At 37.4% G+C, this 19,067-nt stretch carries 19 protein-coding genes; 13 read left to right on the plus strand and 6 right to left on the minus strand.

Translation table 11 applies throughout. The features are described 5' to 3' along the window. The first annotated feature begins 34 nt into the window (after positions 1-34). From AS4_RS13300 to AS4_RS13315, 4 genes are all read left to right on the plus strand, one after another. A complete protein-coding gene (locus tag AS4_RS13300) occupies positions 35-868 on the plus strand; it encodes an RNA methyltransferase (protein ID WP_096734441.1) in 834 nt (277 codons plus the stop codon). Then, on the plus strand, positions 868-1,692 hold the full coding sequence (gene cysE, locus AS4_RS13305; RefSeq protein WP_004822508.1) for a serine O-acetyltransferase: 825 nt from the start codon (positions 868-870) through the stop codon (positions 1,690-1,692). The genes AS4_RS13300 and cysE overlap by 1 nt, the downstream gene beginning before the upstream one ends. 461 nt (positions 1,693-2,153) lie before the next feature. Beyond that, positions 2,154-3,080 (plus strand): ABUW_2363 family tetratricopeptide repeat lipoprotein, encoded by a 927-nt coding sequence (locus AS4_RS13310; protein WP_096734442.1) that lies wholly within the window; start codon positions 2,154-2,156, stop codon positions 3,078-3,080. Positions 3,081-3,183: 103 nt separating this feature from the next. Beyond that, complete coding sequence (locus AS4_RS13315; RefSeq protein ID WP_096734443.1) at positions 3,184-5,196, plus strand: lipase family alpha/beta hydrolase; 2,013 nt, start codon at positions 3,184-3,186, stop codon at positions 5,194-5,196. Between the two features lie 108 nt (positions 5,197-5,304). On the opposite strand, the gene AS4_RS13320 is transcribed toward AS4_RS13315, so the two are convergent. Then, complete coding sequence (locus AS4_RS13320) at positions 5,305-5,724, minus strand: GFA family protein (RefSeq protein WP_034618305.1); 420 nt, start codon at positions 5,722-5,724, stop codon at positions 5,305-5,307. A 166-nt stretch (positions 5,725-5,890) separates the two neighbouring features. Between AS4_RS13320 and AS4_RS13325 the strand changes: the two genes are divergently transcribed. Both AS4_RS13325 and AS4_RS13330 read left to right on the plus strand, forming a co-directional pair. Further along, positions 5,891-6,136 carry a hypothetical protein gene (locus tag AS4_RS13325; protein WP_004719281.1) on the plus strand — a complete coding sequence of 82 codons (246 nt, stop codon included), beginning with the start codon at positions 5,891-5,893 and terminating at the stop codon, positions 6,134-6,136. Positions 6,137-6,244: 108 nt separating this feature from the next. After that, positions 6,245-6,682 carry a PaaI family thioesterase gene (locus AS4_RS13330; protein ID WP_034618304.1) on the plus strand — a complete coding sequence of 146 codons (438 nt, stop codon included), beginning with the start codon at positions 6,245-6,247 and terminating at the stop codon, positions 6,680-6,682. 36 nt (positions 6,683-6,718) lie between these two features. On the opposite strand, the gene AS4_RS13335 is transcribed toward AS4_RS13330, so the two are convergent. Together AS4_RS13335 and AS4_RS13340 are read right to left on the minus strand one after the other, a co-directional pair. Further along, positions 6,719-7,408: a hypothetical protein gene (locus AS4_RS13335; protein ID WP_096734444.1), complete on the minus strand. Its 690-nt coding sequence runs from the start codon at positions 7,406-7,408 to the stop codon at positions 6,719-6,721. A gap of 137 nt (positions 7,409-7,545) precedes the next feature. Next, positions 7,546-8,178: an HD domain-containing protein gene (locus AS4_RS13340; RefSeq protein WP_096734445.1), complete on the minus strand. Its 633-nt coding sequence runs from the start codon at positions 8,176-8,178 to the stop codon at positions 7,546-7,548. Positions 8,179-8,234: 56 nt separating this feature from the next. Between AS4_RS13340 and AS4_RS13345 the strand changes: the two genes are divergently transcribed. After that, positions 8,235-8,807 carry a hypothetical protein gene (locus AS4_RS13345; protein WP_096734446.1) on the plus strand — a complete coding sequence of 191 codons (573 nt, stop codon included), beginning with the start codon at positions 8,235-8,237 and terminating at the stop codon, positions 8,805-8,807. 41 nt (positions 8,808-8,848) lie between these two features. Here the strand turns inward: AS4_RS13345 and yaaA are convergent, their stop codons facing one another. Beyond that, the gene (gene yaaA / locus AS4_RS13350) at positions 8,849-9,628 is read right to left on the minus strand and encodes a peroxide stress protein YaaA (RefSeq protein WP_096734447.1); all 780 of its coding nucleotides are present in this window, start codon (positions 9,626-9,628) and stop codon (positions 8,849-8,851) included. Between the two features lie 124 nt (positions 9,629-9,752). Between yaaA and AS4_RS13355 the strand changes: the two genes are divergently transcribed. Beyond that, positions 9,753-10,385 carry an alpha/beta hydrolase gene (locus AS4_RS13355; RefSeq protein WP_096734448.1) on the plus strand — a complete coding sequence of 211 codons (633 nt, stop codon included), beginning with the start codon at positions 9,753-9,755 and terminating at the stop codon, positions 10,383-10,385. A gap of 52 nt (positions 10,386-10,437) precedes the next feature. Here AS4_RS13355 and rtcR read toward each other — a convergent pair whose 3' ends face one another. Continuing rightward, the gene (gene rtcR / locus AS4_RS13360) at positions 10,438-12,039 is read right to left on the minus strand and encodes an RNA repair transcriptional activator RtcR (RefSeq protein ID WP_096734449.1); all 1,602 of its coding nucleotides are present in this window, start codon (positions 12,037-12,039) and stop codon (positions 10,438-10,440) included. A 272-nt stretch (positions 12,040-12,311) separates the two neighbouring features. Between rtcR and AS4_RS13365 the strand changes: the two genes are divergently transcribed. After that, on the plus strand, positions 12,312-13,289 hold the full coding sequence (locus tag AS4_RS13365) for a ribonuclease Z (RefSeq protein WP_096734450.1): 978 nt from the start codon (positions 12,312-12,314) through the stop codon (positions 13,287-13,289). A 600-nt stretch (positions 13,290-13,889) separates the two neighbouring features. Then, the gene (locus AS4_RS13370) at positions 13,890-15,521 is read left to right on the plus strand and encodes a TROVE domain-containing protein (protein ID WP_096734451.1); all 1,632 of its coding nucleotides are present in this window, start codon (positions 13,890-13,892) and stop codon (positions 15,519-15,521) included. Positions 15,522-16,243: 722 nt separating this feature from the next. On the opposite strand, the gene AS4_RS21755 is transcribed toward AS4_RS13370, so the two are convergent. Beyond that, positions 16,244-16,408 carry a hypothetical protein gene (locus AS4_RS21755; RefSeq protein WP_167468947.1) on the minus strand — a complete coding sequence of 55 codons (165 nt, stop codon included), beginning with the start codon at positions 16,406-16,408 and terminating at the stop codon, positions 16,244-16,246. Positions 16,409-16,687: 279 nt separating this feature from the next. Between AS4_RS21755 and AS4_RS13375 the strand changes: the two genes are divergently transcribed. From AS4_RS13375 to AS4_RS13385, 3 genes are all read left to right on the plus strand, one after another. Then, entirely contained in the window at positions 16,688-16,951 is a 264-nt protein-coding gene (locus AS4_RS13375) for a hypothetical protein (protein WP_096734452.1), read from the plus strand. Between the two features lie 97 nt (positions 16,952-17,048). Next, the gene (locus AS4_RS13380) at positions 17,049-17,534 is read left to right on the plus strand and encodes a hypothetical protein (RefSeq protein ID WP_096734453.1); all 486 of its coding nucleotides are present in this window, start codon (positions 17,049-17,051) and stop codon (positions 17,532-17,534) included. A 208-nt stretch (positions 17,535-17,742) separates the two neighbouring features. Then, entirely contained in the window at positions 17,743-19,008 is a 1,266-nt protein-coding gene (locus tag AS4_RS13385) for an RtcB family protein (RefSeq protein ID WP_096735529.1), read from the plus strand. Positions 19,009-19,067: the final 59 nt, after the last annotated feature.

Here is a 19,067-nt window from a genome sequence, read left to right on the forward strand (position 1 = left end):
ATTTGAATTTAAAGCTTAATATTTTGGAATATTCATGGATATTTTCGACAATGCTGTGATTTCACAGCATTTAAGTCATGTACGTATTGTCATGGTCAATACGACACTTCCTGCCAATATCGGAAGTGCTCTACGTGCGATGAAAACAATGGGCTTAACTAAACTTGTGCTCGTTGCACCTAAAATCTACCCTCACCCAGATATAGATGCCTTGGCAGCGGGTGCGGCAGATCTGATTGAGCACATAGAAATTGTCGACAGCTTAGAAAATGCCATTAAAGATTGTCATATCGTATTTGGAACAAGTGCGCGTAGTCGCACCATTCCGTGGCCTTTGCTTGATGCACGTCCTGCAGCGCAAAAATCAATGCAAGCGGTTATTCAACATCAGCAAGAAATCGCTATAGTCTTCGGTCGTGAAGATCGTGGTTTAACCAATGAAGAGCTTGCACTGGCAAACTTTCATGTCACAGTCCCGGTAAATAGTGATTATGGTGTGTTAAATGTCGCTCAAGCAATTCAAGTGCTGTGCTATGAAATGCGTATGGCAACATTAGAACTGGCTGATAAGAAACTGGATACTGAAGCGGTAATGCGGGTAACAGATTCAGAAGATATGCATTGGGATGAACCTTTGGTCACACACGAACAAATGGAACAATTTTATCCGCATATTGAAAAAATGTTGGCTGATATCGAATTTTTAGACCCTAAAAACCCGCGTTTACTGCCTTTACGCTTGCGTCGATTATTTGGGCGTATACAATTAGATAAGATGGAATATCATTTATTAAGAGGCATTTTTAGCCGAGTTCAAGCCTTAAATAATGGTACATGGAAAAAGTCAAAAGATGAGGATCAAAACTAATGCTAAAACAGCTTAAAGAAGATATCCAAGCTGTATTTGCGCGAGATCCTGCTGCGCGTAATACATTTGAAGTTTTAACCACATATCCTGGGATACATGCATTAATCATGCATCGTGTTGCCCATGAATTATGGGAAAAAGATTGTAAAACTTCAGCACGCATTTTGTCTTCTTTTAGTCGTTTTACTACAGGTATTGAGATTCACCCTGGCGCTAAAATAGGTAAACGCTTTTTTATCGATCATGGTATGGGTGTGGTGATTGGTGAGACAGCAGAAATTGGTGATGATGTCACCTTGTATCATGGGGTGACTTTAGGTGGCACGACATGGAATAAAGGTAAACGTCATCCGACTTTAGCAGACGGTGTTGTAGTAGGCGCTGGTGCAAAAATCCTAGGCCCTTTTGTGGTCGGTAAAAATGCCAAAGTCGGCTCAAATGCTGTGGTGACTAAAGCTGTACCTGATGGCGTCACGGCGGTAGGTAATCCTGCTCGCTTTATTAGCAAAGATAAAGAAATCGTCACTACACCAGAACCAAGTTGTCCAGAAGAAATGACCAGTGGTATTGAAAACACAGAATTTCAAGCCTATGCAGCCGTACCAGAACAATCCGACCCTATGCTGGATGGTATGCGTGTTTTGTTAGATCGTTTGGAACAAAATGAAAAACGCATCAATAGTTTGTGCCAGCGTTTATCTCTTTTAGACCCAACCTTTAATTTACAACACAATATTGAACAGCCTTTAAGTGAAGATGAAATCAAAATTATTGAAGAAGTTAGACGTGAATGTGAAGCACAAAACCACTCATCGAAAGCATAAGGTTTCTTAGGGCCTGTTGACAATTCGTCTATGTTTGCGACTACGTGTGTTTTTTAGGCGATACTAGACGCGAAATACGAAATTTAGTCATTCTAAATGAGTAGTTTGTAACGACGTAGCGGCAAAAAATACACTAGTCCCCCGCTGCGCCTTGCGCTGCAAACAAAGCAGTGCTTTGTTCTTGCTCAGGGTTGTGGCTAAAATTATCTCAGCCTTCGTTATGAAACTCGAAAATAGTCTCGCTATTCTCTTCGTTTCCTGCCTTGCCTGCTCAATTTTAACCTACAACGCAAGCCATTTATGAAATGTCAACAGCCCCAACTACTTCACAAAATGAAGTGTCAATAGACTGTAATGTATAATTTTTAATAATACGAACCAAATCAAGTTGCATGTTCAGACGTCTTTTCATAGACTGATGCGCATGCACGTTTTTTAATATAAATTAATGGAAGAAACACATGACGATTAAGCCTTTGGCATATGCATTGCTCGCAACATCATTACTTACTGCGTGTTCAACAACACCGACCAAGCAACAGAATAAAATAGATGCAAACGAGCCGTTTATTTACACTGAGCCTGAATTGTCTCCTCCGTTCTATGCATTAAACCCTTTCGATTACTCGCAACCGCCAGTTTTTGAATTAGAGTTAAAAAAAGCAGCGGCTCAACCTGTAAACAAACTCGAAGTGACAGATCCGGCAAATCCAAACCAAAAAATCATTTTAGATACCAATAAACTGATTGTACCTACAGTAAATAGCGCACAACGTGCTATGAAATATGCAGTACTTGCTGGAAACAATGAAATTGACATCACTGCCATTGATGATTTCTTGCAAATGGTTGAAGGCAAAGCACGTCATTACCCACCACAATTTAGTGACCGTAAAGAACGTAAAGGCTTTGAAACTAAGTTGAAAGAAGTCTCTACTCAACTTGACCAATTGGCTGCGGCACCAAATGCTTCTTTCGATATTTTGATTCGTGCATTTAAAGCCAGTGTTTTAGGCCGTAACCTTGACTTAGGTTCTTCTTATACCACCAAGTCATTAGAGTATGCTCAACGTATTCTCAAAATCAACAAAGATGATGCTGAAGCAAACTTGTGGTTTGGTTTCTCTTTATCTGAGGGTGGCGGTCAAAAAGAAGCGATTCCATATTTAGATAAAGCCATCAAACAAGGTGTTCAAGAAGCCTATTTATCTTCTGCAAACAACTTTATTGGTATGGAGCAAAAGAAAAATGCGATCCAAACCTTGAAAAACTATAAAGTGAAATACCCAGAAGAAGCTGAAGTTGCTGATCGTTTAATTCAAGAAATTGAAAAACAAGGTCGTTACAACGTTTGGCAGGTTTTGAAAAACCCAGCTCTGGCAAAATAAATTTATAAATTTTTGAAAAAAATAGGCTGAACATTCAGTCTATTTTTTTGTTTATAAATTGAATAAAACTAACGTATGATTCAGACAAAGATTGATCTAGTTAATGATTATGCAATACTCAAAAAACAATATTTTGCTTTGTGCTTTAGCAATGAGCCCATTGATTTTATCTGGATGCCAAGTTGTCAGTGTAAAAAATCAAAAGGTGAACGTAACCATTGCCAATGAACGTGACAGCATTTTGACACGTTCAAAAATGAGTGAAGCCAGCTTAAATGTTTTATCAATGACTGGACGTGAAGCCAAATCATGTACAGATGAACCCGAAAAATGTGTGGCCGATTTAGCCGAAATTCCACAGATTCAAGATGAACAACTGCTTTCCACCGCAAGTGAAATTTACTTAACCAAAGCAATCAATCTTGGTGACTCATCTAATTGTAAAGTCAGTCTTTTTTCAAAACATCAATCCACTGAAAAGCAGCAAGCCTCTCAGAAAAACTATGAGCAATGTTTAGATCAGCAAATGGTAATGCTAGATAACAGTATCCGTTATAGTTATGCCTATTTATTTAAAACTGAACGCCAACCTCAAGACCGTATTTTTAATAACCGACAAGTTCAGATACGTGACTTTTATAATCAAGCCTTAGCCAAACTGATTTCGACATATGCCATAAGAAATAAAAACCAAAAAGTGGCAAAACAAATTAAAGTGGGCAAAAGTACTTATCGTATTAATTTTAATGGTTACCCTGCACTGGCTCAGATTGAACTTGAAGATCTCGTTTCAAGCTATAATTTAAACTTCTCAGGATTACGCTCGATCAACCGTAGAGACGGTTTCGGTGCAGAATTTGTCGCAATTTTACCCAACACGACAGCACCTGAAGAAAACAAATATATTGTGAATCCGTTTGATTATAAATACAAAAATGGCATGAATCCCAATATTCATCAACCGCGTTATTTATCGGTCAGTATTGCAGCACAACCTGAAAATGCAAATGAATCATTACAGAACATCTTACATAATTCAAATTTTCAACTGAATGTGTACGACCCTTATAGCATTGAAAATTTAAAAATTGGCGGTAAGCAATACCCGCTTGCTGCAAACTTTTCAGCTCCCTATGGTCTATGGCTGGCTCAAAACAACTTAGGTATTGCGGCTTATTTGAGCTTAATTGATCGCGATCAAAGCCTGACCATGCCTCATTTATATATGCTTGAACCGTATAATCCCAATAAGAAAGTGATTGTTTTGGTACACGGTTTAGCCAGCAGCCCTGAAGCGTGGATTCGTTTAACCAATGATATTATGGGTGACAATGTATTACGTGAGCACTATCAAGTCTGGCAGGTTTTTTATTCAACCAATATGCCAATCTTAGAAAGCCGTTTTCAGATCAATGCCATCATTAATCAAGGTTTTGCTTCAATTAATCAAAATTCGGCTTCTGCTAAAGATGCCGTACTGATTGGGCATAGTATGGGCGGGATTATTGCGCGCCTATTAGTCAGTGATGCCAATCTGACTCAACCCGCCTTAAAGATGCTGAACAATCGTAAGTTTGATAAATTTAAAGATGATCCAATGTTCAAATCTCGTTTGACCATTCAATCTGTACCTAATTTTGATCGTGCTATTTTTATTTCAGCACCACATCGTGGTACTGCATTTGCTGATCGCTGGTTCACTTTGGCTGCTCGTCGAATTATTAAGCTGCCAGGTGCATTCTTGGGGGCTTTAGCTGACTCTATTGATGAGCGTGATTTAAATGCAAAAAACTTTTTAAAAGATGTTGGGCATGGACTGATTCAAAATGGTCCAAGTGACTTAAGCCATAGCTCAAACTTCACCAAATTGACTGAAAACGTGATGCCTAAGAAAGACATGATCTATCATTCAATTATGGGCAATATCACCAATAGCACCGATCCTAACGTGATGACGGATGGAATCGTTCCATATACCAGCTCACATTTGGACGGCGCAGTATCTGAGAAAATTATCAAAGGTGGTCATTCGATCCAAGAGACACCTGAAGCGGTGTTGGAACTTAGACGGATTTTAAGATTACATTTGACCGAACTTGGGCTTTATAGACCTTAAACTTAGCGTCCAAACATATAAAAATGCCAGTCAATCTTAAATTGGCTGGCATGGAATTATCAGTTTTATAAAAATCTAAGGTCTTATCCGAATCAGTGAATAACTCACTTAAGAATCAGTGGTTCCGGCAAATAGTGCTATCACATCTGCTTCGGTTAGTTTTTTTGTCTCATTGTTAAAAGCATAAAACTCAGGCTTATTGTCTATAAAAATTTCCATATCGAATTTTATATCTTGAGGCTGTTGATCCAATGCAAATGCATTGATATTGCAATAACTCTGGTCTTTAGTCCGCCAAAATAAATTCGTACCACAGCAATTACAAAAGCCTCGCTCGCCCCAATCAGAAGAATTATAAATACTTAAGTGCTGATCTTGAGTAAACTGTAAACTGCCCTGTTCGACATCAATCGTCATAATTACACCGCTCGTTTGTCTCCGGCAAATTGAACAATGACACGCATGAACATCATGATTTTTTAATTCAACCGTAAACGTTGTTGCCCCGCAAACACATTGCCCTTTCATAATGATTTCCTTGTTTTATAAATTTTCCATAAAGATACTACAATGATGTAGTGAAATTATAGTGAAACAGATATTTTTTATCATACGGATGTTTTTTAATTGAAAAGCCAAATGATTCGCTCTAAATTAGTCAATACAACAATTTAAATATAATATTTGGAAAAGTATGCGTTATAAAATTATAGATGTTTATCAGCTCCAAAATATTCAACGGTATATTGCAAAGTGTCTAAAGACACAATCACCTCAATTCATTGTGATTGAAAGTGATCAAACCTTATGTAAAGAGCTCGATATTATTGATGTCGACTTACAAGCATCGATTGCCACGTGGGCAACGGGTGAAAGAATTGATTTAAAAATCATTCATCAATCCAACCATATTGAAAAATTCTACGATTTTGAACATTAAAAAGATCAACTCAATCGTTCAAATTCAATAAAAAGTTTGACAGTAAATCCCTCAACATCATATTTTATTTTAAGTTCTCTTTTAGAACCCCATATAAAGGATAAATATATGAAACACCCAAAAGAAATGACAGGGCTTGAATTTCTACAAGCAATGGTTGATGGACAAATTCCTAGAGCATCGATTAGTGAAACCATCCCGATGGATTTACATGAAATTTCGCATGGTCATGCAAGTTTTAAAGTCAAAGCAGATCAGCGTCATTTAAATCCTTTAGGTGGCGTACATGGTGGTTTTGCAGCAACAGTTTTAGACTCAGCAACAGGTTGTGCAGTACATACCACCCTAGAGGCAGGCGTAGGTTATGGGACCATCGATTTAAATGTAAAAATGTGCCGCCCTGTACCTCAAAATAAGCAATTATTTGCTATTGGACAGTTGATTAATTTAAGTAAAAGTCTTGCCATTTCTGAAGGGAAATTGGTCGATGAAGATGGCAAATTATATGCACATGCAACAGCGACCTGTATGATTATTCGTGCATAACTGGCTGCTTAGAGTGCTATTTATATTGAATAGCACTTATTCAGCATTAGCCTTCGGTTCATCAACATACATCTTACCCATCTTCAGCTGTTTTAGGCTCTCATCCCATTCCAGATTACGCTTGCAATTGATTGCTTCTGCACGGCTAATTTCTGCCATGTTTTGCCCACAATATCCCCCACCAACTTCGACTTGAACGATAGCTTTGGCTTGATTATTGATAATCTGATATGAAAATACTGCACTGTTAAAAATTTCTTGTATGGTTTTATGATCTTTAGATTGGTAGATCACCAGCTGATCTCCCCCATGCCCTCTAAATACACTATCTTCAACACACCTAATCGAGTCAGGTTCATAAATATATTCTGGCTGATCATCCCCAATTAAATCCACAACCGTAACAACATCTTTCATATCAAGCGCTACTGCTTGCTTACAATGTTTCTGTGCATCTTTTACCTGCTGTATAAGCTCATCAGGATAATTGAACGCTTTAGATTTATGCTCTATTTTTGCTTCAGTAACAGTCGTAGGAATTTCGACTTCAACTTCACTGCTTGCCTTTCCTGTATCAGCTTTTGCACGATCAACTTTGTCATTATTATCTGCTGCAATCGCTGCTTTTTTCGTAGACTCCGCTGGAGCTGCATTCTGAGAATTTTGTTGAGAACAAGCGCTTAAGAAAACAAGCCCTGATAAACTCAAAATATTGACAATGTTCAAAATATTTTCCTAAATATAAACGAAGGTTTCTTAATAAAATAAATACTTAAAGTTATGAAATTTAACTATAAAAATGAAATCAGCAAATTTATAAAAGACCGAATAATAACGATTTCTGCTCTGATATAAATTCACTTTTAAAATTTTGACAAATTTACTTTCGCATTTTGCTCAAAATGTTTTCTAAAATATTCAGTCTGATACAAAGGTTGCATTTGATAAAAATGCTGTAAAACTTCTACTCTTTTGACTTTATAGATTTCTGTATCAACCCACGCGTATTCTTGTTGAATTTGTTGTTCATATTCTGCAAAACGTTCAGCAGAGCTAGCTAAAATTGCTAAATCGATATCAAGTAAATAATTTAAATCATGCTGTTTAGACGGTTGATGCTCTTGTGTTGCAATGATCCATTGAGAAACTTTGTCTAAGACCGATTGCGTTAAAATATCCGCACAATGCTCGCGCATTAATTGAGCACTTTGTTGTTCATTATCTTTTGCTTGAGGATTATAAACGGCATCATGAAACCAAATTGCCAACTCAACAGCAACAGGATCATTCAATTGCGCTTTTACTTGGTGAAATAACGCAAGGCATTCGACAATATGTTGAATCGTATGATAATGACGTTGTGGCTCGGTATAAGCAGCAACAAGCAACTGCTGTAAAAAAATACACTGCTCTGTTTCGATTGCTATGTGATTCGCAAATTCAGCCCAATACTGATTGAATGGTTTGAGGTAATTTTCTGTTTTAGCTATGATCATATTTATAGAACATCTAAGACTTTATATATTAATACAACATTTTTGGCTGTTATCCCATGATCAATAAATCAAAATTTTTAGCCCCTTCTCATTTAGACAAATTTGCTTGTTATAAACACGCTGGCTATTTTCAAGATCTCATTGATATTGAATGGCGAGGTCAAATACAATCCTCCACACAAAATAAACGATTTAAAATCAAATATTATGGAGAGATTTTTGAAGAATATCAGCTCATTTGTGGGACAGACTTTGCACCAGAACTCATCTACGCGGTAGATGTAGAAAGCAATGAAGAAATTTTACTTTTTGATGGTACGCAACATGGCTATGATCCGATGTTCTGTGATGAGTTTACACATGAACAAATCACCGAAAGACCGTTAATCCATTTTTATAAAGATCAGGACAATCAGGAAGAATTCGAGATCATTTTTAGTGTCTATCACAATATAGATTATGATGAAGAACTAAATGATTTTCTCAATCAAGACGGTGAAATTGAGCTTATTTCGGGGGAAATAATTTCTGCTGAGAGATTAAAATTAGATGGCTTTGATTTTGTTCAAATCAAAGCGGTAAATTCGCTTGGTCATGAATACATTATTTTTGAAAAAGAGCTGGCTTAAGCAAGCCAACTCTCTTTCAATCCATTAAACGCTTGAAATACTTAAGCAACTTGCTCATCACGCTTAAATACCAGTTCACCTTTCAATGAACTCTCGGCATCGAAATAATAACCATCGATATTAAAGGATTTAAGATCATCCATTTTTTTCAATTGATTTTGAATGATGTATCGAGCCATTAAGCCACGCGCTTTTTTAGCATAAAAGCTAATCACTTTATATTTACCATTCTTCTGGTCTAAGAATACTGGTTTAATAATATCAGCCTGAATTTTTGCTTCCTTGACTGATTTATAGTATTCATCAGAAGCAATATTGACCAATAACGTTGAGCCGCTTTGTTGCAAATCCTGATTGATCAAATCGGTAATTCGATCCTCCCAAAATTCATAAAGATTATGACCACGGGTATTGGCAAGTTTTATTCCCATTTCCAAACGATACGGCATCATTAAATCGAGTGGACGTAATAAGCCATATAGACCAGATAAGCTACGTAAATGATCTTGCGCAAAATTGAGATCGTCTTGCGACAAACTATATGCATCCAGACCTGTATAAACATCGCCTTTAAATGCAAAAATTGCTTGTCGCGCGTTGGCAAAACTAAAGTCAGCATTCCAGTCACGGAAACGCTCCGCATTGAGATTGGCAATTTTTTCACTGACACTCATCAAACTGGCAATATCTGAAGCGGAGAGTTTACGACTTAGGTCTATAAGCTGTTGAGATTGATCCAGCAGTCTTGGTAGAGTGTGCGTATCGGTCGGGAGTGCTGACTGGTAATCGAGCGTCTTAGCAGGGGAAATTAAGGCGAGCATGGTCTTCCTGATCAAAAAATAACTAATCAAACTATAACAGTCGGGATATTTTAATTCCAATTCATGTTTTCTGTGAACAGAATCGGTAAACTATCGCACTTCCCTGCTTATGATCGTTTAAATTATGTCCGAACAACTGTTCATTCAAGGTTCGGTTGGCAAAATTGAAGTTTTTGTTGACTATCCTGTGGGCGAAGTAAAAGGTTTTGCTGTCGTTTGTCATCCTCACCCACTGCAAGGTGGTACACCTCAACATAAAGTTCCTGCTTTACTTGCACAAATCCTCTCTGAACAGGGTTGTGTGGTCTATCGCCCAAGTTTTCGTGGTTCTGGACAAAGCGATGGAGTCCATGATGAAGGCTTTGCTGAAACTGAAGATATTCTAGAGGTCATTAGACACGTTAGACAATTACACAAAAGTCTACCTTTCTATGTTGGCGGTTTTAGTTTTGGTGCACATGTAATGGCAAAAGCCTATCATGCGCTACCTGATGAAATTAAACCGCAACAAGTGATCTTATGTGGTTTACCAACATCTACTGTAGATGGTCTACGTCATTATGTTACCCCAGCAATTAAAGGCGATATCCTGTTTGTACATGGTGAAGCAGATCCGACGACTAAACTCTCTGATTTGCTTGAATGGGCGAAACCACAGCGCCATTTGATTACCGTATTGCCAGGTGCAAACCATTTCTTTACAGGTTATTTAAAGCAGTTAAGAATCGCAATTTCGCGTTTTCTTCTTGTGCCATAAAGCTGAATTTACAAAGAATTTTAGGATAAATAAGGTGAGTGATTCACTTTATTTATCCGTTCACATCATCCCAGCTTAAACCAAATTTCGCCAAATACTTTTTCACTCGATCACTGTCGTTGGTGGTTTGTCTTTGCTCACGAGATACAGAAAATAAACGCCGTCCAGCATCGGCCATGGATTTCGATTTTTGGCAAACCTCAATCACCCCCTGCAATTGAATACGATCAAATTCATCAATCTGCGCCACTTGTTCAGCACTTAAAATTTTCATCAGTGACGATTGGGTTAAAGCATCTTTATTTTCAACAATATTCCAAATTTGTTGTAGTCGGCCAATCTCAGCATTTACTTCATGTAAACCAATACGCTCGCCATTGGCTAAAGTCGCCATACGTGTCACGCTTGCAGTTAGATCACGAAAATTCCCTTGCCAACTGGCATCTAAGGATTGCGCAAATTTTAAATATTTTTCTAAGGCATCGGTATGAAAACGTAACTGCCGTTGATGCGCAACAGCAAAACGCTGTAACTCAAAGGTGATGTTCGGTTCAATATCTTCCACACGATCTTTTAAGCTGGGTAAAAAGAAGGTCCATGTATTTAAGCGAGCCCATAAATCTTCACGGAAACGTCCTGCACGGACTTCCTCACGTAAATCTCGATTGGTTCCTGCAATCAACTGAAAGTCAGCCTGAATCTCTTTATCACTTCCTACAGGAAAGAATGATTTATCCTCCAAGGCCTTGAGCAACATGGCTTGTTCATCCAACCCTAGCTCGCCGATTTCATCAAGAAATAAAATGCCATTATCCGCACTTTTTAAATAACCAGTACGTGCTGCAATAGCCCCAGTAAATGCACCTTTACTATGACCAAATAATGTCGACATCGCACTATCACCAACCAGCGTCGCGCAGTTCACATCAATAAAGCGCCCTGAAAGATGAAATTTTTCCTTTTTCAATTGATAAATTTGCTTGGCTAAATGCGACTTACCCACCCCTGTTGCGCCCATAATCAAAATTGGCGCACTTGAGCGTGTCGCAACCAATTCTACTTCTTGAATCATTTGATTAAAGTTTTGGTTCTTCGTGGCAATATTGGCTTTTAACTGCTGCCAATTTTCAGACTGCTCATGTTCAAACCGCTGGGTTAATGCTGCATATCGAGATAAATCTAAATCTATAATCCGATATTCACCCTCAGGTTGTTGTTTACCTGTAGGTGCACTTTGAATGAGTTTGGCTGGTAAATAATGCGCATCAATTAATAAATACCAACATATTTGCGCAACATGCGTACCTGTGGTGATATGTAATAGATAATGATTGTTCTCAGTATCAAAAGAATATGATTTTACAAAGTCATATAATGCACCATACATATCTGAAAAATCCCAGGGATCACGGATATTCATCTTATGGCCAGTAATCTGAGTTTGCGGTGAGATTTCTAAAGCATCTTGTCGCAAATGATCAATTAAACTGACATTACGGCGATCATGTAACAAAACCAGTTCATCAACCACTAAATCTTCATGCATTAATAAACTCATGGTAGGACGCCAGCGTTGCCAGCGATCAAGTTTTTTCCCTTGATCTAAAGTAGAGCCCACAAAACCAATCACGACTGTTTTTTTAAATTTTTGCATATTTCTATAAATCTATAAAATTTTATATATCTTGCTTAAAGCATAGTTTTATTTTGCTCAAAATCAAAGACTGTTTATACCGTCATTTTTAAATATTTTAAAAATCCCAGTTTCTCTTTTGAATATAATGTGACTATACTATTGATGTACAAAGCTTTTACTCACTTCTCCCATCACCGTCTGATTCGACACTTTTTGATGGAATCCAGCCTGCTTTGTTGCCAAAACAATCATAGAAAACATTTTAAATATTCAATAGGTTTTAATTCCTCATGTTACAGTTTACATTCTTAGGGACATCCTCTGGTGTGCCCACATTAACACGCAATGTGTCAGGTTTAGCGATTAATTATTGCAAAAGCAAAGACTGGATATTGGTTGATGCAGGCGAAGGTACACAGCATCGTATTCAACAAGCAAAACTCTCTTTACAACATTTAAAAGCCATTTGCATTACGCATGTACACGGCGATCATTGTTATGGCTTGATGGGTTTACTGGCAAGTGCTGGTATGAATGCACGTAAAGATCCGATCACGCTGATTGCACCCAAAGAAATTCAGCAATGGTTAGAAGTAACCTGTCAATTCACTGAACTTTTCCTGCCTTATCCAATACATTTTATCGATGTAAATACATTGACGAGTCCGTTGCAATTGGATGCGCATATTTCCATTGACGCTCATCACTTACACCACCGTGTGACAAGTTATGCTTATGGCTTTAAAGCGACACAAACTCAGCGCAAACTCAATATTGAAGTTTTAAATCAACTCAAAATTCCGAAAGGTAAACTCTGGGGCGATCTACAACAAGGTCAAAATATTGAGTGGAATGGGCAGTCCATCTTAAGTCAAGATGTTCTCATTCAAAACACTCAAAGTGTTTATGCCATTGTTGGTGGAGATAACGACCAGCCAGAATTACTATCCAACGCTTGTCAGGATGTAGCGCTACTAATTCATGAAACCACCTATACTCAATCGATATTAGACAAAGTTGGTGCAGGCCCAATGCACAGTTCTGCAAAAATGGTCGCTGAGTTTGCTGAATCGATTCAGCTATCCAATTTAATTGCAACGCATCTCAGTGCCCGTTACCACGATGCACAAGGTGTGCAAAGCATTGGTGATGAAATTGCCCAGTACTATCATGGCAATTTTTATATTGCTGATGATTTTGATCAGTATGAACTAAATATGCACGGCGAATTAACACAGCTTCGCTCTGGGAAACCTTGGGAAAAGTAATTTTCCCAACTTCAATTTAACGCTATGCAATATTGTCGAATCATAGATGATTGTTCTATCGTGTGGCGATATGGATATCGCCCATTGTGTGTAGGAATGCGGGAGTAAAGGATCTACCCCTCGTCCAACATGAGCAAAACAAAGCTCAGCTTTGTTTGCAGCGCAAGGTTTGGCATCCTCTTCAAAAGGTGTGGCATTGCAAGCTTTTATATTCAAACAATTTATCCCTCTATACAATTGATTTAATTAAAAATATGAATTAAAAAAAACATCTTTTTGTGTCTGCGTTTTTTAATAGGTTGACTATTCCTCAACTAACTTTGCTTTTTCCAGCTGGATTTAGTGTCCTATTTTTATTTGTACAACATTAGGCTCATTGGTTTTTTATTTTAAAAATAGAAATAAATATAAAATTATATAAATACAGATATTTTATTTTACAACCTTAAACTTTAAAAGCAAATAATTATTGAACCCAAAAATTATTTAAATTAATTAAAATCAAATACTTAATAGCAGAATTTTATTCAAAAACAAAACTTGGCACACTCTCTGCAGTATTTATCTCAAGAAATTAAAAAATCACTTGAGGATGCTGTCATGGCGAACAAGACAATTTTTGCCTCTAAACAACAGGCAAAACCAAAAACCATTGAATATAACGAAGCTGGTGGTCGTGCATATAAATTAAAATCTCGTGCCGCATTAGCACAGCTTGCAGCAACAGGTACACTGAATCAGACCTTTTATCAAAATGCCCAAGTACAACTTGATAATATTCTAAACCTAGCGCTTGAAGTAGAGCCTGAATTTGTGGCTAAAACTGCAATTTATGCACGCCAAAAGGCACATATGAAAGATACACCTGTGGTGTTATTGGCTTTACTTTCTGAACTTGATGCAGAATTATTTAAGCAAGTTTTTCCATTGATTATTGATAATGGAAAACAGTTGAGAAATTTTGTTCAAATCATGCGCTCTGGAATGATTGGTCGTAAGTCATTGGGTTCATTACCGAAACGTATGGTCAATGAATGGATTCTTTCAGCATCGGATCAACAATTGATTGCGGCCAACATTGGAAACAGCCCTTCACTTGCCGATGTGTTAAAAATGACTCATCCAAAACCAAAGACAGTACAACACGATGCTTTTTTTGCCTATGTCCTAGGAAAAGAATACCAACTTGTCCAACTACCGACTCAAGTGCAAGCATTGGAAGAGTTTCGATTGGGAACAGCAACACAAGTACCTAAAGTACCGATGCAGCTTTTAACCAATTTAAATTTAAATGCAAAACAATGGGCTGAAATTGCAAAAAATGGTTCTTGGCAAATGCTACGTATGAACTTAAATACCTTCTTACGCCATGATGTTTTTAAAATCAAAGGAATGACAAAAATCATTGCCGATAAATTGATGGATGAGCAAGCCATAGCCAAAAGTCGAGTATTTCCATATCAATTGATGATGGCTTGGTCAGCACTTGCAGAGGATATGCCACATGAAATTGCCAATGCGCTAAAGTTTGCTATGCAGCGCGCCATCGCCAATGTACCGAAACTTGAAGGAAATGTGGTGATTGCGATTGATGTTTCTGGTTCGATGTCGAGTTCTGTGACGGGTTATCGTCAGGGTGCAACCTCTCAGTTACGTTGCGTAGATGCTGCTGCATTATTTGCTAGTGCATTTAAATATGTAAATCCAAATATTCGTTTGATGCCGTTTGATACTGAAGTTCGTCAATTATCCAATTTCAGCAAAGTACAGGAATATTTAAAACGAAAAAATTTTGGAAAACAGCAAAATTCAGAAATAGATATTTTTGCTTTGGCTAAAAAGTTTGCCAGCATGTGTGGTGGAGGAACTGATTGCTCTAAGCCTTTGGAACTGTTAGTGAAAGAAAATGCCAAAGTTGATATGGTAATTTACTTCTCTGATAATGAATCATGGGCAGATCAAGTTCCAAGATCACATCGAAAAACAGGGATGATGCATTATTGGAAACAGTTAAAACAGCATAACCCTGATGCAAAACTGGTGTGTGTTGATTTGCAACCCTATACCACCACACAAATGCCTGAACATAGCGATGTGATGAATATCGGTGGGTTTTCCGATACGGTATTTCAACTGATTGAAAGTTTTGCTAAAAATGAAATGCATGCAGATCATTGGGTAAACGAAATTGAAAAAATAGATATTACACAAACTCAGCTTTATGCAAGCTGAATGTATAAACAAATTTGATCGAGTCTCTTCAAGTGTTTACATTTAACAATGTCCACACTTGATAAGACTGGGTTAGATAAAAAGCACAAATGCCATAGGAACTACATTTCAAGATTATGCTGTTTCTATATTTAATTGTTGTGCTAAGTAAGAAATTGCCAAATGCAGATAGAACTACATTACTTTGAATAATTGATGTTTTATCGACACCTTTGTTGGCAAAATACATCGCATAAAATGCGTTAAGGACTACATCTTTAATGCGTAGGTCGGTGGTTCAAATCCACCCTTTTCACGCTTTTCCAAGTTTGAAAAGTAGCTCAGTTGGATAGAGCAACGAAACGTCTTTAACATTTTGTTTATGTAAAGCAGTAAAAAGAATCAAATGCTTCAAGGACTACATCTTAAAATTGACGTCATCGGTGGTTCGAATCCATCCCATCATTTCGATGATGGTCGCCAAGTGGTAAGGCACGAACGTCTTTGAAAAACTTGTTGATTCACTTGTAGGGCAGTATATGAAAATATGCTGGGGTCATCAGTCCATCAAATACTCATAGGACTACATTAGAATTCACAGATCAGAGGTTAGATTCCTCTGCTGTATATACATACAGTCGCTTAAAGCAAAAGCAGTGAATTGTTTGTCTTATAATCAAATTTGTTGATGGACTTTGACCTATGTTTAAACGATCAAATGCCTGTTGGATTACATCGCGATCTTACGCACAGTATTTTGGGTACTGCACATATCCAACACTACTTTTTTGATCTTGTATCACCAATAATGAAAGTACATCAAATGCTTTGAGGACTACATTACGCGTTGTCGGTGCTTCGATACCACCCTGTATGACAACATACAGTAGCTCAGTTGGTAGAGCCACGACTGTCTTCAGCCTTTTGTTGATGTACTCTTATTATAATAAATAGATTTACGCAATAAGCAGTCACAAATATAGATTGGATTACATGGTAATACCTTAGTGCAGGGTTTAAGCCCTCCTATCGTGTTCATTCACAAAATCTGATCTTAACGTTTGTGGCTGCTTTTCTTTTTAAACTCATCATGTTTAAAAGCGATGCTTGTGAATCAATAAAAAATTTGCTAGCTTGGAGACTCAACTTAAAACCAAAGACAGGTGTCAGTCTGTAAAACGCAAATCATGTCTATACAAGTTATTGTTGACGATAACAATCTTGATCTTGCTTTAGAAAAACTAAGAGTCAAAAAGTACTATCTAGAAACTAACCACTGGTATAAGAAATGCCAGAACTATCATGAAAAACCGCCAAGTAAACGTCGTAAAAAAAGCGAACTGAAACTTTTACATGGACATAGTCAAATCCTAGAAGATGATCCTCTCGCACTGAGGTTAAAAATCCATATTGAAGAACATTATCAAGCTTTAGCAATAGATCCTACATAAATCTGTCACTAGTATTCAACTCAATAGTTTTAGCCCATTATCTAACTTTCAATATCCATGTACGACTAACGTGGATATTGAAATATAAAGTGAAAAAATGAAATTAAACAAAAGTGAAGTTCGTCATCTCGCAGGCTATTTAGAAGGTATTTCTGAAGCAGATGGGCAAATCAGAGAATTTTTAATCACTGCTGACTATATTCGATATGATGATGATTTAGATGTAAAAAACAATTTTTTTAAAAACTATCCACATTTTAAAAAATATAAGTTAATCACAGAACAAATTTCACTTAGGCAATTAGAAAGTCATATATTTCCTAATTTTTTATTGTGTAATACCATTTTACCGACACAAAAATTAGACGATAAAAAGAGCTTCCTCACATTCCGTATACTCGACTATATAGCACAATGTTATGGATATCAGTTTCCCAGCAACGCTATGTACTTTCTAAAACTTCATCTTCCAGATAGTGAAATAAATTATTATATAATCATTAGTGGCGAAAAAAATGCAATAAGCATACTTCTAAGAGGATATAAAAATATATATTTAAATATATTTACAGATATAAATTAAATATAAAACCTTTTGTTAAATATACACCCAATACTTTACCACCACCATAAAATACTATTATTCAATAACTTACAAATAAAAATCTCAAACCCATAAAACTTGGCACACTCTCTGCAATATATAGAGCATACATCATGAGATGTATATAAATATCACCTGCCTGCAACCGCTTGGCAGGCAGGTTTTGAAAAGGATCAAAGCAATGACGATGTTAGTCGCAGAACAAATCGAAAAAAAATCTTCCTTAGCACAGGAACGTACTTATAACGTAATTCAGGATGCTAAAGGTGTTCCTATAAAAATGTGGACCAAAGGTGTCCCTGTCGATGAGAAATCGAAAGACCAATTATTAAAAACAGCACAAATGCCTTTTATTTATAAATGGATGGCAGTAATGCCAGATGTACATGTCGGAATCGGAGCAACGATTGGAAGTGTAATTCCAACCAAAGGCGCAATCATCCCTGCTGCGGTCGGTGTAGATATTGGCTGTGGAATGATGGCCGCACGTACTTCGCTAAGCGCATCAGATTTACCAGATAACTTACACGCACTGCGTACCGAACTTGAACGTTTAATTCCACATGGTATGACTAAAGGTCGTGGTCGTCGTGACCGAGGTTCATGGGATACACCTACTGCACGTGTTGATCAGGCTTGGGCTGAGTTGGTGACTGATTTTGAATATATTTGCGCTAAGCATCCCCGTTTAAAAAACACCAACAACCATAAACAGTTGGGTACTTTGGGAACAGGCAACCATTTTGTAGAAGTCTGTTTAGATGAGCATCAACAAGTATGGATTATGTTGCACTCAGGTTCTCGTGGTGTAGGAAATGCGATTGGTAACCACTTTATTGAGCTTGCACGTAAAGATATGCAAAAGCACTTTATTAACCTGCCTGATAAAGATTTAGCTTATTTAGTGGAAGGGACTGAACACTTTGATGATTATTGGTTTGCGGTGGGTTGGGCACAACGATTTGCTATGAAAAACCGTGAGTTAATGATGGAAGCTGCGGTTCAAGCTTTACGAATCATCATCAACAAACCATTTAATGCCAAAGTGGAAGCCGTAAATTGCCACCATAATTATGTGGATAAAGAAGAACACTTTGGTCAGGAAGTACTGGTAACACGTAAAGGTGCTGTACGGGCCCGTTTGGGTGAGTATGGAATTATTCCGGGTTCAATGGGTGCCAAGTCATTTATTGTCAAAGGTAAGGGAAATCAGGAGTCTTTCTGTTCATGTTCGCATGGGGCTGGTCGTGTACATAGCCGTACTGCTGCAAAAAAGTTGTTTACTGTGGAAGATCAGATTGAACAAACCAAAGGTGTTGAATGCCGTAAGGATGCCGATGTAATTGATGAAATCCCTTCTGCCTATAAGCCTATTGAAGATGTGATGAAAGCACAAAGCGATTTGGTGGAAGTGGTTTATACCTTAAGTCAGGTTGTTTGTGTAAAGGGATAATATAGTGATAACCAACATCTCCAATCCGAGCATAACTGAAATTCGAGCATGGGCATTTT

The organism is Acinetobacter guillouiae (assembly GCF_002370525.2).
In the GTDB taxonomy this organism is placed as follows: Bacteria; Pseudomonadota; Gammaproteobacteria; order Pseudomonadales; family Moraxellaceae; genus Acinetobacter; species Acinetobacter guillouiae.

What these genes read in the sequence shown, in the direction of transcription:
- AS4_RS13300 (WP_096734441.1), top strand. Translation starts at nt 35, where the DNA reads ATGGATATTTTCGACAATGCTGTGATTTCACAGCATTTAAGTCATGTA.
- cysE (WP_004822508.1), top strand. Translation starts at nt 868, where the DNA reads ATGCTAAAACAGCTTAAAGAAGATATCCAAGCTGTATTTGCGCGAGAT.
- AS4_RS13310 (WP_096734442.1), top strand. Translation starts at nt 2,154, where the DNA reads ATGACGATTAAGCCTTTGGCATATGCATTGCTCGCAACATCATTACTT.
- AS4_RS13315 (WP_096734443.1), top strand. Translation starts at nt 3,184, where the DNA reads ATGATTATGCAATACTCAAAAAACAATATTTTGCTTTGTGCTTTAGCA.
- AS4_RS13320 (WP_034618305.1), bottom strand. Translation starts at nt 5,724, where the DNA reads ATGAAAGGGCAATGTGTTTGCGGGGCAACAACGTTTACGGTTGAATTA.
- AS4_RS13325 (WP_004719281.1), top strand. Translation starts at nt 5,891, where the DNA reads ATGCGTTATAAAATTATAGATGTTTATCAGCTCCAAAATATTCAACGG.
- AS4_RS13330 (WP_034618304.1), top strand. Translation starts at nt 6,245, where the DNA reads ATGAAACACCCAAAAGAAATGACAGGGCTTGAATTTCTACAAGCAATG.
- AS4_RS13340 (WP_096734445.1), bottom strand. Translation starts at nt 8,178, where the DNA reads ATGATCATAGCTAAAACAGAAAATTACCTCAAACCATTCAATCAGTAT.
- AS4_RS13345 (WP_096734446.1), top strand. Translation starts at nt 8,235, where the DNA reads ATGATCAATAAATCAAAATTTTTAGCCCCTTCTCATTTAGACAAATTT.
- yaaA (WP_096734447.1), bottom strand. Translation starts at nt 9,628, where the DNA reads ATGCTCGCCTTAATTTCCCCTGCTAAGACGCTCGATTACCAGTCAGCA.
- AS4_RS13355 (WP_096734448.1), top strand. Translation starts at nt 9,753, where the DNA reads ATGTCCGAACAACTGTTCATTCAAGGTTCGGTTGGCAAAATTGAAGTT.
- rtcR (WP_096734449.1), bottom strand. Translation starts at nt 12,039, where the DNA reads ATGCAAAAATTTAAAAAAACAGTCGTGATTGGTTTTGTGGGCTCTACT.
- AS4_RS13365 (WP_096734450.1), top strand. Translation starts at nt 12,312, where the DNA reads ATGTTACAGTTTACATTCTTAGGGACATCCTCTGGTGTGCCCACATTA.
- AS4_RS13370 (WP_096734451.1), top strand. Translation starts at nt 13,890, where the DNA reads ATGGCGAACAAGACAATTTTTGCCTCTAAACAACAGGCAAAACCAAAA.
- AS4_RS13375 (WP_096734452.1), top strand. Translation starts at nt 16,688, where the DNA reads ATGTCTATACAAGTTATTGTTGACGATAACAATCTTGATCTTGCTTTA.
- AS4_RS13380 (WP_096734453.1), top strand. Translation starts at nt 17,049, where the DNA reads ATGAAATTAAACAAAAGTGAAGTTCGTCATCTCGCAGGCTATTTAGAA.
- AS4_RS13385 (WP_096735529.1), top strand. Translation starts at nt 17,743, where the DNA reads ATGTTAGTCGCAGAACAAATCGAAAAAAAATCTTCCTTAGCACAGGAA.